Genomic DNA, 14,426 nt, shown 5'->3' on the forward strand with positions numbered 1-14,426 from the left:
AGCCCGGTAGCTCGTCAGGCTCATAACCTGAAGGTCGTAGGTTCAAATCCTACTCCCGCAACCAAAACTAATACCCCAGAAATACCATAGTTTACGATCCGCCCTCGGGTGGCTTTCTGCGTTCGAAAGAAAACAGCCGTGGAAACTCTGTGGATGCAGGAGGTTACGTGTACTGTCACACTTAGTTGTGCTGGCGCGCCAATCGGGTGGCGCCATGACCCGGTTATTCCCTTCGACCACCCACTACGCGCAGCTTTGGGCCCTATAGCGAGTATAAAGTGGGGAAACCTTCTACGCGCTTCAAGACGCCTGAACCCTTTTACAAACCAAGGACGAATAACCGCAGCCTCCCCATCAATCATTCACTTGAATAGGAGTCTTCTTTAGCTTGACTCTACACCGTTTCGAAGTTCATCTGACAGAGCTTGGAGTGCAGCAGTATGGCTCTTCCCAAGTGCAGTCACGTCGGGAGAACCAGCCAAGCTGGTGCCGAAGGAGCAACCGCCCCGGAAACTCTCAGGCCAAATGGACCGACGCAACTGGCAAAGATCTGGAGAGAGGTGTTTGGTCACCCGCCGAAGGGATAGCGATCTCAGGCAAAAGGACAGAGCGGGCATCTTGCGTGTGGACAACCACGCGTTATTTGGTGCCGCATGCTGATCAGACAGATCCATCGGCCCGTTACGTATAAAGGGCCGGAAAATGTCAGACCTTCTGCACACGCCACTTCATGATTTGCATGTAAGCCTCGGGGCGAAAATGGTCCCCTTTGCAGGTTACGCCATGCCAGTGCAGTACGGGTTGGGTGTTATGAAAGAGCACATTCACACCCGCGCAAAGGCAGGACTGTTCGATGTCAGCCATATGGGGCAGGTCATCGTGACCGGTGACAATGCGGCTTCCGCCCTAGAGGGTTTGATCCCCGTAGATATCGCAGGTTTGGCAGAGAACCGTCAACGGTATGGGTTTTTCACGACCGATACCGGCGGAATTTCTGACGACCTGATGTTGGCCAACCGCGGAGATCACATTTTCGTGGTTGTGAATGCCGCCTGTAAAGATGCCGATATTGCCCATATGAAGGCAAAACTAGAACCCTTGACGCAGATTACTCCAATCTCTGACCGCGTGCTGCTTGCCCTGCAAGGACCAGCCGCGGAAAACGTGTTGAGCGCGCTTAATCCGGCCGCAGCGGACATGAACTTCATGGACGTGGCGACATTGTCTCTCAACGGGGCAGAATGCTGGGTATCGCGTTCTGGCTATACAGGCGAAGACGGGTATGAAATTTCTGTGCCCAACGCTGATGCGGTAGCACTTACGCAGGTGCTGCTAGATCACGATGACGTTGAACCTATCGGGCTGGGAGCGCGAGACTCACTGCGCTTGGAAGCGGGCCTGTGCCTCTACGGACATGACATCGATACCGAAACGACACCGGTACAAGCCGGTCTGATATGGGCCATTCAGAAGGTGCGCCGCGCTGGCGGGGAACGAGAGGGTGGCTTCCCCGGAGCAGAGGGCATCCTTGCTGAATTAGCATCCGGAGCGGCGCGTAAACGTGTGGGCCTTGTCCCCGAGGGGCGAGCGCCGATGCGCGAAGGTGTTCCATTATTTGACGCACCCGAGGGGGGCGTTCAAATCGGTACCATCACATCGGGTGGCTTCGGTCCGACGGTCGAAGGACCGGTCGCGATGGGGTATATCCCGACAGAACTCTCAACTGCAGGAACCACCGTCTATGGCGAGTTGCGCGGTAAGCGGATGCCATTAACCGTCACCAAGATGCCGTTCACACCGGCCAATTTCAAACGATAAACAACGGAGAGACTCAATGAAATATACTGAAGAACACGAATGGCTTCGCACTGAAGGCGACGTTGTTGTCGTCGGCATCACTGAGCACGCAACCACGCAGCTTGGCGACATCGTTTTCGTTGAGCTGCCGGAAGTCGGCGCTGAAGTGAGCAAGGACGAGGAGGTCGTTGTGATCGAATCCGTCAAAGCCGCATCCGACATTTCGGCCCCGTTGGACGGCGAGATTGTTGCCGTGAACGACGCGCTCGCCGATACGCCCAGTTTGGCAAACGACGACGCGACGGGCGAGGGTTGGTTCTTCAAAATCAAGCCATCTGATCCCTCTCAGATGGACACCTACATGGACGAAGCTGCCTACAAAGCAATGATCGAATAAGCGGAGCGCAATCATGACTTTCACCCCCACCGACTACCTGCCTTACGACTTCGCAAATCGCCGCCATATTGGCCCTTCACCGGCCGAAATGGAACAGATGCTGCAGGTCGTGGGGGCGAAAGACCTCGAAGCGTTGATTGACGACACGCTTCCGGCCGAAATCCGGCAGAAACAGCCTTTGGATTTCGGAAAACCCAAGTCTGAGCGTGAGTTGCTGCACCACATGAAAGAAGTTGCCGGCAAGAACAAGGTGCTTACGTCATTGATCGGGCAGGGCTACCACGGCACGGTCACTCCGCCCGCCATCCAGCGCAACATTCTGGAGAATCCGGCATGGTATACGGCTTACACGCCCTACCAGCCGGAAATCAGCCAAGGGCGTTTGGAGGCGTTGTTGAACTTCCAAACCATGGTGTCGGACTTGACGGGGCTGGAAATTGCCAACGGCTCCTTGCTCGATGAAGCCACGGCTTGCGCCGAAGCCATGACAATGGCGCAACGGGTCGCCAAGTCGAAAGCGACAGGCTTCTTTATCGACGAGAACTGCCACCCGCAGAATATCGCGGTGATGAAAACCCGCGCTGCTCCGCTGGGCATAGAGATCATCGTTGGCAACCCTGACGATCTAGACCCAAGCTCCGTTTTCGGTGCGATTTTCCAGTATCCCGGCACGCACGGCACGTTGCGCGATTTTACGGACGAGATTGCAAAGCTGCATGAGCAATCTTCCATTGGCATTATCTCAGCAGACCCAATGGCGCTGACTTTGTTGAAAGAGCCCGGTGCCATGGGGGCCGACATCGCCGTCGGCAGCACTCAGCGTTTCGGTGTGCCCGTTGGCTATGGCGGCCCGCACGCGGCCTACATGGCGACCAAACAAGTGCATGTACGTGCCATGCCAGGTCGCATTATCGGCGTGTCCATCGACAGCCACGGCAACCGCGCCTACCGCCTATCCCTGCAAACCCGTGAGCAGCATATCCGTCGTGAAAAGGCGACCTCTAACGTGTGTACCGCACAAGCTTTGTTGGCTGTGATGGCAGGCTTTTATGCGGTTTTCCACGGTCCTGAGGGGCTCAAGGCGATTGCGCAACGGATTCACCGCAAAACTGTGCGCTTGGCCCGCGGGCTGGAAGAGCAGGGCTTCAAAGTAGAGCCAAAATCCTTCTTCGACACGATCACTGTTGAGGTTGGCCCTTTGCAAGAAGCGGTTATGAAATCAGCCGTGGACGAAGGGATCAACTTGCGCCGCGTGGGGGAGACCCGAGTGGGTATCACGCTGGACGAGCGTACGCGCCCGGCCACCATCCGCGCCGTTTGGCGCGCCTTTGGCATTGCTGATCGTGACGTTGATCTGGACGCCGAGTATCGCATCCCTGATGAGTTGCTGCGCACATCTGATTATTTGACGCACCCAGTCTTCCACATGAATCGCGCCGAGACGGAAATGATGCGCTATATGCGCAGGCTCGCAGACCGTGATCTTGCACTGGACCGCGCGATGATCCCGCTCGGGTCCTGCACCATGAAGCTGAACTCGGCCGCGGAAATGATGCCTGTAACGTGGGACGAGTTCTCGCTGTTGCACCCGTATGTGCCAGAAGATCAGGCCGCAGGGTACCGCGAGATGATCGACGATCTGTCAGCGAAATTGTGCGAAATTACCGGCTATGATGGTCTGACCATGCAGCCGAATTCCGGCGCGCAGGGTGAACTGGCGGGGCTGCTAACGATTGCCGCCTATCATCGCGCCAACGGGCAGGGCCATCGCAATATCTGCCTGATCCCGATGTCGGCACATGGCACCAATCCGGCCTCCGCGCAGATGGTTGGTTGGAAGGTCGTGCCGGTGAAGTCGGCTGCGAACGGTGATATCGACCTTGAAGATTTTCGCGCCAAAGTTGCTCAGCACGCTGATAACCTCGCAGGCTGCATGATCACCTATCCATCGACGCATGGCGTGTTCGAGGAGACCGTGATTGATATCTGCAAGATCACCCATGACAATGGCGGTCAGGTTTATATCGACGGTGCCAACATGAACGCGATGGTCGGGCTGTCCCGCCCGGGTGATCTTGGCGGCGACGTGAGCCACCTGAACCTGCACAAGACGTTCTGCATCCCGCATGGCGGCGGTGGGCCGGGCATGGGGCCGATCGGGGTTAAGGCACATCTGATCAAGCACCTGCCATCTGATCCTGCTACGGGCGAGTGCGGTGCGGTCTCCGCTGCCGCCTTCGGATCTCCGTCGTTGCTGCCGATCTCGTGGGCCTACTGCCTGATGATGGGCGGTGAAGGGCTGACCCAAGCGACGCGTGTTGCAATTCTCAACGCCAACTACATCGCCAAGCGGTTGGAAGGCGCATTCGACGTCCTCTACAAAGGCCCGTCTGGTCGTGTGGCGCATGAGTGCATCATCGACACGCGCCCGTTTGCGGACAGCGCCCATGTCACTGTGGACGACATTGCCAAACGCCTGATCGACTGCGGCTTCCACGCGCCAACGATGAGCTGGCCCGTGGCCGGCACGCTGATGATCGAGCCGACGGAGTCCGAAACCAAAGCCGAGCTTGACCGCTTCTGCGACGCGATGCTCGCCATCCGTGCCGAGATCACTGCCATTGAAAACGGTGAAATGGATGCGGAGAATAACGCGCTCAAGAACGCACCACACACAATGGAAGATCTGGTGAAGGACTGGGATCGTCCATACTCGCGTGAGACAGGCTGCTTCCCTCCAGGTGCGTTCCGCGTGGACAAATACTGGCCCCCTGTGAATCGGGTCGACAACGTGTGGGGCGACCGGAACCTGACTTGCACGTGTCCACCTATGGAAAGCTACGCCGACGCGGCGGAGTAAACCAATCTAACCCGCTGTCATTGCAAAAATTGACAGCGGGTTTGTTTTTGGCCAGCGTCAGCACAAGCCACCTCGTGCAAAGGATGACGCCATGTCCACCGACCCGCTGTTGCAGCCCTATCAACTCAAGCATCTGACGTTGAAAAACCGGATCATGACCACCAGTCACGAGCCGGCCTATCCCGAAGACGGGATGCCGAAGGAACGCTACCGCGCCTATCACGAGGAGCGCGCTAAAGCGGGGGTCGCTATGGCGATGACGGCGGGGTCTGCCGCGGTCTCGAAAGACAGCCCACCGGTGTTCAACAACGTGTTGGTTTACAAAGACGAGGTCGTTCCTTGGATCAGGGAACTGACCGACAGCTGCCACGAGCACGGCTGTGCGATGATGATCCAACTGACACATCTGGGGCGGCGCACCACATGGAACAAGGGCGATTGGCTGCCGTCTGTGTCGTCCTCCAAACACCGCGAACCTGCACACCGCGCATTCCCGAAGCTGATCGAGGATTGGGATATCGAGCGGATCATAACCGACTTCGCCGACGCCGCTGAGCGGATGAAGGCAGGTGGCATGGACGGGATCGAGTTGCAGGTTTACGGCCACCTGCTGGACCAGTTCTGGTCGCCGCTGACCAACGATCTGGTGGGGCCATACGGGGCTGACACGCTGGAAAACCGCATGCGGTTTCCGATGGACGTTCTGGCCGCCATGCGCAAGCGTGTGGGCGACGACTTTATCGTAGGCTTCCGCTACACCGCCGACGAGGCGCAGAAAGGTGGCATCACGGCGGAGGAGGGAATCGAGATATCCAAGAAGCTGGCCGCCTCCGGCCAGTTGGATTTCCTGAACGTCATTCGCGGGCGCATCCAAACTGATCCAGCTATGACCGACGTGATCCCCGTGCAAGGTATGAAGAGCGCCCCTCATCTGGATTTCGCGGGCGAGGTGCGCAAGGCGACCGGTATGCCCACCTTCCACGCTGCGCGCATTCCTGACGTGGCAACGGCGCGCCACGCGATCGCATCGGGGTTGCTGGACATGGTTGGCATGACCCGCGCCCACATGGCGGACCCGCATATCGTCCAGAAAATAATGGAAGGGCGGGAGGAGGATATTCGCCCCTGCGTCGGTGCCACCTACTGTCTTGACCGCATCTATCAGGCGGGGGAGGCGCTGTGCATCCATAACCCCTCCACCGGGCGCGAGCTGACGATGCCGCATAAGATCGAGCCCGCTAAGACGCGGCGCAAGGTCGTGATCGTCGGCGCTGGTCCCGCTGGTCTGGAAGCCGCACGGGTTGCCGCCGAACGGGGCCACGACGTCATGGTGTTCGAGGCTCAACCTGACCCCGGCGGCCAAATTAGGCTAACCGCTCAAAGTCCGCGCCGAAAAGAGATGATCTCGATCATCGACTGGCGCATGGCACAATGCGCGGCGCGCGATGTCAGTTTTCAGTTCAACACGTGGGCCGAGGCTGGCGATGTCATGGCGCTGGACCCTGACGTGGTAATCATTGCGACCGGTGGCATGCCCAATACCGAACTCTTCGAGACAGGTCGCGAAGCGGATCATGTTGTCACCGCTTGGGATATCATCTCCGGTGATGTAAAGCCTGCCGACAATGTGTTGATCTATGACGAAAGTGGTGATCACCCGGGTCTTCAAGCCGCCGAAGTTGCCGCCAATGCCGGATCGAAGGTCGAGGTCATGACACCGGATCGCGTCTTTGCGCCGGACATCATGGCAATGAACCTCGTGCCCTACATGCGGTCTCTGCAAGACAAGGACGTCACATTCACCGTGACGCGCCGCCTTTTGGGGGTGGAAAAGTCTGGCAACAAGCTCACTGCCACGATTGGCACGGACTACAGCGATCATACGCATCAAGCCGACTATGATCAGGTGGTGGTCAACTACGGAACTCTGCCGATGGACGACCTTTACCATGAACTTAGGCCTCACAGCTCGAATGGTGGGGCGTTGGATCAGGACGCGTTTATATCCTGCGAGCCTCAAGCAGTTGTGCGCAACGCTAAAGGAACGTTCCAACTGTTCCGCATTGGTGATGCCGTATCTGCACGCAATACACATGCGGCGATCTATGATGCGTTGCGCCTGACGCGGGCAATCTAGGCGTTTCGACTTTCCTTGGGTGTATCCAGATAATTGACCTCCTTACCTAACTGGAATATTAGAATACCAGTTAGCGTATGCAATCTACGATCCCTTTGATTTGTTGGGTTCAAGAACCACCACAGGAATATTTCCAAGGAGACTAAGCCATGCCTAAAGCTGAAACACGTTACGCTATCGATCCCGCCACGACCAAGACCCTGGATACCGAGCAGCTTCGCAGCCATTTCCACATTGGTGGGTTATTCGTCGAGGGTGAAATTAAGTTGGTCTACAGCCACTACGACAGGCTGGTCATTGGTGGTGCTGTTCCCGGTAATGGGACGCTGACGCTCGACAAAGTTCCAGAGACTGGCACCGCAAGCTTTCTGGAACGCCGTGAACTTGGTGTGCTGAATATCGGTGACCCGGGTCAGGTTACCGTCGGGGGGGCAGCACACACGCTCAACCGCGGCGAAATTCTCTATATCGGGATGGGCAACGGTGACGTTGAGTTTTCGGGGGCTGGACGCTTTTACATTCTGTCGGCCCCTGCGCATCGAGCTTGCCCAACGAAGCTCGTTCGCCTTGACGAGGCGAAGAAAGTTCCGCTGGGCTCCAAGGAGCAGGCAAACGAGCGGGTGATCTACCAGTTCTTACATCCGGACGTGGTGGAAACCTGCCAGCTGGTGATGGGCTACACCCAGTTTATTCCCGGCTCGATTTGGAACACCATGCCTGCGCATGTTCACGATCGTCGCATGGAGGCATACCTCTATTTCGACCTGCCCGAAGACCAACGCGTCATCCACTTGATGGGGGAGCCATCGCAGACGCGTCATATCGTTATGGCGAATGAAGAGGCCGTGATCTCCCCGCCTTGGTCTATTCACAGCGGTGTTGGTACCGCCGCCTATACATTCTGTTGGGCGATGGCGGGTGACAATATTGATTTTACCGACATGGATATGGTGCCAATGGGAAATCTGCGATGAACGACCCGTTCCGGCTGGATGGTCAGCGCGCTCTGGTCACCGGAGCCAACACCGGGATCGGACAAGCAATTGCGGTGTCTCTTGGCAACGCGGGGGCGGAAGTCGTCTGTGCCGGACGTTCCTCCATGGAAGAGACATTGACGAAGGTTCCGAACGGGACCGCGCTTGAACTTGATTTTTCAGACCCAATGGCCGCGCGGGACGTGTTCACGGACCAGCACATTGATATCGTCGTGAACAACGCAGGCATCATTCGTCGTGAGGATAGCACCGATTTCACCGAGGCCGATTGGGACGACGTGATGGATGTGAACCTGAAGGCCGTGTTTTTCACATGTCAGGCGTTTGCCCGTGCCGTGCTGGCGCGACAAGGTCGCGGACGTATCGTCAACATCGCCTCACTCTTGTCTTTTCAGGGCGGGATTAGAGTGCCGTCCTACACCGCATCGAAGCACGGTGTTGCCGGGTTAACCAAGCTGCTGGCGAACGAATGGGCGGCCAAGGGTATTAACGTCAATGCGTTGGCTCCGGGATATATCGCTACCAACAATACCGACGCGCTGCGCGCCGATCCGGAGCGCAACAAAGCCATTCTGGACCGCATACCTGCGGGATCATGGGGCGAAGCGTCGGACATCGGCGGAGCGGCCGTGTTTCTGGCCTCACCCGCAGCGGACTATATCCACGGTGCGGTGCTTAACGTCGATGGTGGTTGGTTGGCGCGCTGAGTTAACCCTGCGTTAGCTTGACAAAGCACGGCTTGGTCTCAATTTGTAGGCCAAAGCAACGCATGGAGAGCCGCATGAAAATCACTGTCAACGGACGATCCCACGACGTAGACGTGCCCGCAGAAATGCCTTTGCTTTGGGTGCTGCGTGACGAATTGCAAATCACGGGCGTCAAATACGGCTGCGGCATCGCACAATGCGGAGCCTGCACCGTGCATGTCGACGGTGAGGCGGTGCGGTCCTGTCAAATAGCTATCGGTGATTTGGAAGGCGACGTCACAACCATCGAAGGGTTGGGCACGCCCGACGCGCTGCACATGGTTCAAGAAGCCTGGATCGAGCATCAGGTGGCACAATGCGGTTACTGCCAATCCGGCCAGATGATGCAAGCGGCCTCTTTGCTGTCAGATAATCCCACGCCAAGCGATGAGGACATTGATGGCGCCATGTCCGGCAATTTGTGCCGTTGCGGCACCTATCCACGCATCCGCGCCGCGATCAAAAGCGCCGCCGCGAAACTGGAGGGATAGGGTCATGGGTAAAGCACGTACAATCGCACGGCGTTCATTTCTGGTAGGCTCTGTCGCGCTGGCAGGTGGTGTCGCTTTCGGCACCTATGTGGTGCGCAAGCCGCACGATAATCCGTTGGCTGATCAGCTTGCGAATGGTGAAGCGACGTTTAACCCGTGGGTTTTGGTCAGCAGCGAAGCAGTTACCCTGATCGTGCCGCACGCAGATACTGGGCAGGGGGTGGCGTCCATGCAGGCGGCCCTCATCGCGGAGGAGCTGGATATCGAGTTTGGTCAATTCCAGATCAGTTTTGGCCAACCAAGCGCGGCTTACTACAACACGGCGATGGCGAGTGAAGCCGTGCCGTTCATGTCGACTGACAAGAGTTTCGCAGCGGAGACGATGCGTTCGGTCATGGGCGCTGCCATCAAGGTGCTTGGCGCGCAGGTAACTGGTGGCTCCAGCTCAACACCTGACAGCTTCGACAAGCTGCGCGCGGCGGGTGCGTCCGCACGTGAGACGCTGAAACTGGCCGCTTCGCAAAAATCTGGCGTTCCGGTCTCGGAACTGAACACGAGCAACGGCGCGGTCCAGCTTCCCGACGGAAGCGAGCTGACATACACAACCCTCGCGGCGGATGCCGCAAAACTTGAGCCCGTCACGGACGTACCTTTGCGCGATCCAAGCAGGTGGCGATTGGTTGGCCAAGACATGAAGCGATTGGACGTTGTTGCCAAGTCGACTGGCACAATGGACTACGGCATCGACATGTATCTCGACGGGATGCTCAACGGCACGGTGCGGATGAACCCGCGCAAAGGCGCTCCGCTGAACGGCTATGATGCAACTGCTGCTGAAGCTATGAAGGGGGTTCGCAAAGTGCTGCCGATCACCAATGGCGTTGCGGTGTTGGCTGACAATACATGGACGGCCTTTCAAGCCGCAGACGCAATCGACTACGACTGGGCACCTGCGGCCTATCCAGCGGAACAGGATGCGCATTGGGACGAGATTGCGGCGTCATTTGTTGACGACCGGCTCGACTCCGAGTGGCGCAACGATGGGCACGTCGATGTCGCGTTAGAAGGTGCGGAAACGCTTGAGATGGAATATCGCGCGCCCTATGTCGCGCACCAGCCCATGGAACCGATCAGCGCAGTCGCACAGGTTACCGACGATCGTGTGGATGTTTGGGCAACGCACCAGATGCCGCGCTTTGCTGTCGACAAGATCGCGGCGATTACAGGTCACAATCCTGCGCAGATTTATTTTCACAACCAATATGGTGGCGGCAGCTTCGGGCACCGTCTGGAGTTTGAAAACATCACTGCGACGGTGGAAGCTGCCAATCAGATGCGCGGAACGCCGATCAAGATCATCTTTAGCCGCGAAGAAGATTTTGCGCAGGATTTCACCCGCCAGATCGGCATGAGCCGCTCCAAAGGGGCCGTGAAGGACGGCAAGGTGATCGCACATGATTTGCAGATTGCGACAGTGTCATCGTCACGTTCCCAGATGGGGCGACTTGGGCAATCATTGCCCGGTCCTGATAGCCAGATCGTTGCAGGCGCATGGGAGCAGCCCTATGCGATCCCGAACTTCAGGGTGCGGGCTTATGCAGTGCCGGAACTCGCTCCGACCTCGTCTTGGCGTTCGGTTGGAGCTTCGAGTGGCGGGTTCTTCTCGGACTGCGCGCTGGACGAGTTGATCCACGCTGCGGGCGCCGACCCGCTTGAAGAACGGCTTCGCTTGATGAACCACGACGTGTCGCGGAAAGTCTTGGAAACCGTGGGGGAGATGTCCAACTGGGGCGGTGCCCTCGGCCCCAATCGCGGGCGTGGTGTCGCGTTTGTATTATCTTTTGGTGTGCCGGTCGCGGAGGTCGTTGAAGTGACGAATTCGGATAGCGGGATCAAGATCGACAAGGTCTGGGTCGCCGCCGATGTGGGCCGCGTGGTAGACCCGATCAACTTTGACAACCTGATGAAGGGGGGCGTGATCTGGGGCCTCGGACACGCGATAAACAGCGAGATTACGTATTCGGACGGCATGGCGGAGCAGTCAAATTTCTACACCCACGAGGGGATGCGCCTGAATCAATGCCCTGAAATCTTTGTGAAAGGGCTGGAGAACGGAAGTGCTGTCAAAGGGATCGGGGAACCGCCGGTACCTCCTGCGGCGCCAGCTTTGGCGAACGCGATTTTTGCCGCGACGGGGCAACGCATTCGGGAGATGCCGTTCAACAAGCACATTGATTTCGTGTAACGTCAGGGCCCGGTTTCATTCAGAAGCCTAAAACCTGCCATCACAGAACGCGGTCTATCGCTATCTGAAGTTTGCTGACGATCTCGTCAATGTGCGCCTCTTCCATGATGAATGGCGGGGCGAGCAGGATGTGATCGCCATTTCTGCCGTCGATCGTCCCTCCCATCGGGTAGCAGATTAGGCCCGCCTCGAAGCATTCCTTCTTTAACGCTTTATGAACCGCCCGCTCCGGTGCGAACGGCGTTTTGGAACTGCGGTCTTCGACGAACTCCAACGCTCTGAACAGCCCGCGCCCACGAATGTCGCCAATGTTTGGATGTTGCCCGAAGGCATTTTGCAGCGCGTCGTTTAGTTTTTCACCCACCATCGCGCAACGCTTGACGAGGCCGCCATCTGTCAACTTCGTCAGCACGGCCAAGGCCGCTGCGCTCGCGACCGGATGGCCGATATATGTGTGCCCGTGTTGGAAAAATCCGCTGCCATTCTCGATGGCTTTGTAAATCGCCGCGGAACAGAGCATCGCCCCAATCGGTTGATAGCCAGCGCCGAGGCCTTTGGCGATTGCGACAATGTCCGGGACGACGTCGTCTTGTTCGCTTGCGAACAGCGTTCCTGTTCTGCCCATCCCGCACATCACTTCGTCCAGGATCAACAGGACGCCGTATCGGTCACAAATCTCGCGGATGCGCTTGAAGTAGCCTTGCACCGCAGGGACCGCTCCCGCTGTAGCACCCACAACTGGTTCGGCGACGAAGGCGATTACGCTGTCTTCACCAAGCCGTTGAATTTCGGCCTCCAGTTCGTTCGCGACACGAAGCCCGTAGTCCAAGGTCGTCTCCTCAGCGCGTTTCCCGCGATACTCGAAACAGGGCGAAATATGCGTCGTTTCTACCAGCATCGGAGCAAACGGCGCGCGCCGCCATTCATTGCCTCCAGTCGCAAGCGCGCCAAGTGTATTGCCGTGATAGCTTTGCTTGCGCGCAATGATGTGCCGACGCTGCGGCTGGTCAATTTCGACGAAGTACTGCCGCGCTAGCTTCAACGCGGCTTCCATTGCCTCGGACCCACCCGAGACAAGGTAGACGCGGTCTATCCCTTCCGGGGCATGTGCGATCAGTTTGTCAGCTAACTGCTCGGCGGGATCGGAGGTGAAGAAGCTTGTGTGTGCGAAAGCAATAGAATCGAGCTGTGTTTTGATGGCCACCGTCACGTCCGTGTCGCCATGTCCCAAACAAGATACTGCAGCCCCCCCTGAGCCATCAAAATATGCCTTACCGCTTTGATCGTAGAGGTAAACGCCCTCTCCACGCGCAACAACGGGAAGGTTGGATTTGGTATGGCGCGGAAAAATGTGTGACACGTTTCGATCCTGAATTGTTGGTTGTCGACAATGATACATGAGAGCAGCCGGTTGAATAGTATCAGGATCGAATGCGGTAATCATCGTGCCGAATTGGCCCTTTAAAAATTGGTAAATGAGCCTGCTGAGTTATTTGCGGTTTTGTCCGATACTCTCAGAACCCACCTGTGCACTGCCTTGATTTCCGCGATGGCAAGCCCCATCGTGCGATCATAAAGCTGGCATTTCTTTTTATCTTATGCGTCGACTCTCGTCTTCGTAGAGACCATGATCGGGATGTTGGCCAGCCGTGGGGGATGCCTGCGCACGCTAGAAACGTGGAAGCCGAAGGCCGAAACTGAACACAAACCGAGGTATGGGGCCTTCAAGGTACCCGACCCGAGACGAAACATCAAAAAGAGGAGACTATTGATGTCAATTAACCTGAAACTGTCCGTCGCAGGCTTCGCTGTTGGGGCCATGATGGCACCAGCTGCCTTCGCCGAAGAGTTTATCACCATCGGCACCGGTGGCGTAACTGGCGTTTACTATCCGACCGGTGGCGCGATTTGCCGTCTGGTGAACAAAGGCCGCAAAGAGCACGGCATTCGTTGCTCGGTCGAATCCACTGGTGGTTCGGTTTACAACATCAACACCATTCGCGAAGGTGAATTGGAGTTCGGTGTGGCGCAGTCCGACTGGCAGTACCACGCCTATAACGGGACGTCGAAATTCGAAGACGCTGGGGCGTTTGAAGGTCTGCGCGCCGTGTTTTCCGTGCACCCGGAGCCGTTCACCGTCGTCGCCCGTGCCGATTCAGGCATCACAAACTTCGATGACCTGAAGGGCAAGCGCGTCAATATCGGTAACCCGGGATCAGGTGCACGTGGCACGATGGAAGTTCTGATGGCAGCCAAAGGTTGGACCACGGATGACTTTACACTGGCGTCCGAGCTGAAGCCTGCCGAGCAATCCGCAGCGCTGTGTGACAATCAGATCGACGCGATGGTATTCACCGTTGGTCACCCGTCTGGCACGATCCAGGAGGCAACCACAGCATGTGACTCCGTGCTTGTGACTGTGGATGGCGAAGCCGTCGACAAATTGATCAGCGAGAACTCGTTCTACCGGACAGCTACCGTTCCTGGTGGAATGTATCGCGGCAATGACAGCGACGTTGGCACGTTCGGTGTGGGGGCTACCTTTGTGACCTCGACTGCGGTGTCTGACGATGCGGTCTATGCCGTCGTCAGCGCTGTGTTCGAAAACTTCGAAGACTTCAAAAAGCTGCACCCTGCTTTCGCAAATCTCGACCCTAAAGAGATGGCGACCGCTGGTCTGTCGGCTCCGCTGCATCCTGGTGCTGCGAAATACTACAAAGAAAAAGGTTTGATCGAGTAAGATCATAGCTTTCGGGAG

At 57.3% G+C, this 14,426-nt stretch carries 10 protein-coding genes and 1 riboswitch; of the genes, 9 read left to right on the forward strand and 1 reads right to left on the reverse strand.

Going from position 1 to position 14,426, the window contains the following annotated elements; translation table 11 throughout:
- Positions 1 to 456: 456 nt before the first annotated feature.
- Positions 457 to 543: riboswitch (glycine riboswitch) on the forward strand.
- A gap of 159 nt (positions 544 to 702) precedes the next feature.
- The 8 genes from gcvT to BUB72_RS08925 all read left to right on the forward strand — a co-directional run bounded on the left by gcvT (position 703) and on the right by BUB72_RS08925 (position 11,668).
- Complete coding sequence (gene gcvT, locus BUB72_RS08890; RefSeq protein ID WP_073142990.1) at positions 703 to 1,818, forward strand: glycine cleavage system aminomethyltransferase GcvT; 1,116 nt, start codon at positions 703 to 705, stop codon at positions 1,816 to 1,818.
- Positions 1,819 to 1,834: 16 nt separating this feature from the next.
- Complete coding sequence (gene gcvH / locus BUB72_RS08895) at positions 1,835 to 2,194, forward strand: glycine cleavage system protein GcvH (RefSeq protein ID WP_073142994.1); 360 nt, start codon at positions 1,835 to 1,837, stop codon at positions 2,192 to 2,194.
- Between the two features lie 13 nt (positions 2,195 to 2,207).
- Positions 2,208 to 5,054, forward strand: coding sequence for an aminomethyl-transferring glycine dehydrogenase (gene gcvP / locus BUB72_RS08900; RefSeq protein ID WP_073142996.1), 2,847 nt, complete (start codon positions 2,208 to 2,210; stop codon positions 5,052 to 5,054).
- Positions 5,055 to 5,145: 91 nt separating this feature from the next.
- Positions 5,146 to 7,191: an NADH:flavin oxidoreductase gene (locus BUB72_RS08905; RefSeq protein ID WP_073142999.1), complete on the forward strand. Its 2,046-nt coding sequence runs from the start codon at positions 5,146 to 5,148 to the stop codon at positions 7,189 to 7,191.
- Positions 7,192 to 7,340: 149 nt separating this feature from the next.
- Positions 7,341 to 8,165: a 5-dehydro-4-deoxy-D-glucuronate isomerase gene (gene kduI / locus BUB72_RS08910; RefSeq protein ID WP_073143001.1), complete on the forward strand. Its 825-nt coding sequence runs from the start codon at positions 7,341 to 7,343 to the stop codon at positions 8,163 to 8,165.
- Positions 8,162 to 8,893: a 2-dehydro-3-deoxy-D-gluconate 5-dehydrogenase KduD gene (gene kduD, locus BUB72_RS08915; protein ID WP_073143002.1), complete on the forward strand. Its 732-nt coding sequence runs from the start codon at positions 8,162 to 8,164 to the stop codon at positions 8,891 to 8,893. Before kduI ends, kduD begins: the two co-directional genes overlap by 4 nt.
- Positions 8,894 to 8,967: 74 nt before the next feature.
- Positions 8,968 to 9,423 (forward strand): (2Fe-2S)-binding protein, encoded by a 456-nt coding sequence (locus tag BUB72_RS08920; protein WP_073143004.1) that lies wholly within the window; start codon positions 8,968 to 8,970, stop codon positions 9,421 to 9,423.
- Positions 9,424 to 9,427: 4 nt separating this feature from the next.
- Positions 9,428 to 11,668 carry a xanthine dehydrogenase family protein molybdopterin-binding subunit gene (locus BUB72_RS08925; RefSeq protein WP_073143006.1) on the forward strand — a complete coding sequence of 747 codons (2,241 nt, stop codon included), beginning with the start codon at positions 9,428 to 9,430 and terminating at the stop codon, positions 11,666 to 11,668.
- A 40-nt stretch (positions 11,669 to 11,708) separates the two neighbouring features.
- Here BUB72_RS08925 and BUB72_RS08930 read toward each other — a convergent pair whose 3' ends face one another.
- The gene (locus tag BUB72_RS08930) at positions 11,709 to 13,028 is read right to left on the reverse strand and encodes an aspartate aminotransferase family protein (RefSeq protein WP_073143008.1); all 1,320 of its coding nucleotides are present in this window, start codon (positions 13,026 to 13,028) and stop codon (positions 11,709 to 11,711) included.
- Positions 13,029 to 13,439: 411 nt separating this feature from the next.
- Here BUB72_RS08930 and BUB72_RS08935 point away from each other — a divergent pair, with 411 nt between their 5' ends.
- Positions 13,440 to 14,408 carry a TAXI family TRAP transporter solute-binding subunit gene (locus BUB72_RS08935; protein WP_073143011.1) on the forward strand — a complete coding sequence of 323 codons (969 nt, stop codon included), beginning with the start codon at positions 13,440 to 13,442 and terminating at the stop codon, positions 14,406 to 14,408.
- Positions 14,409 to 14,426: the final 18 nt, after the last annotated feature.

Origin of the sequence: Litoreibacter ascidiaceicola (assembly GCF_900129235.1) — a bacterium.
GTDB lineage: Bacteria > Pseudomonadota > Alphaproteobacteria > Rhodobacterales > Rhodobacteraceae > Litoreibacter > Litoreibacter ascidiaceicola.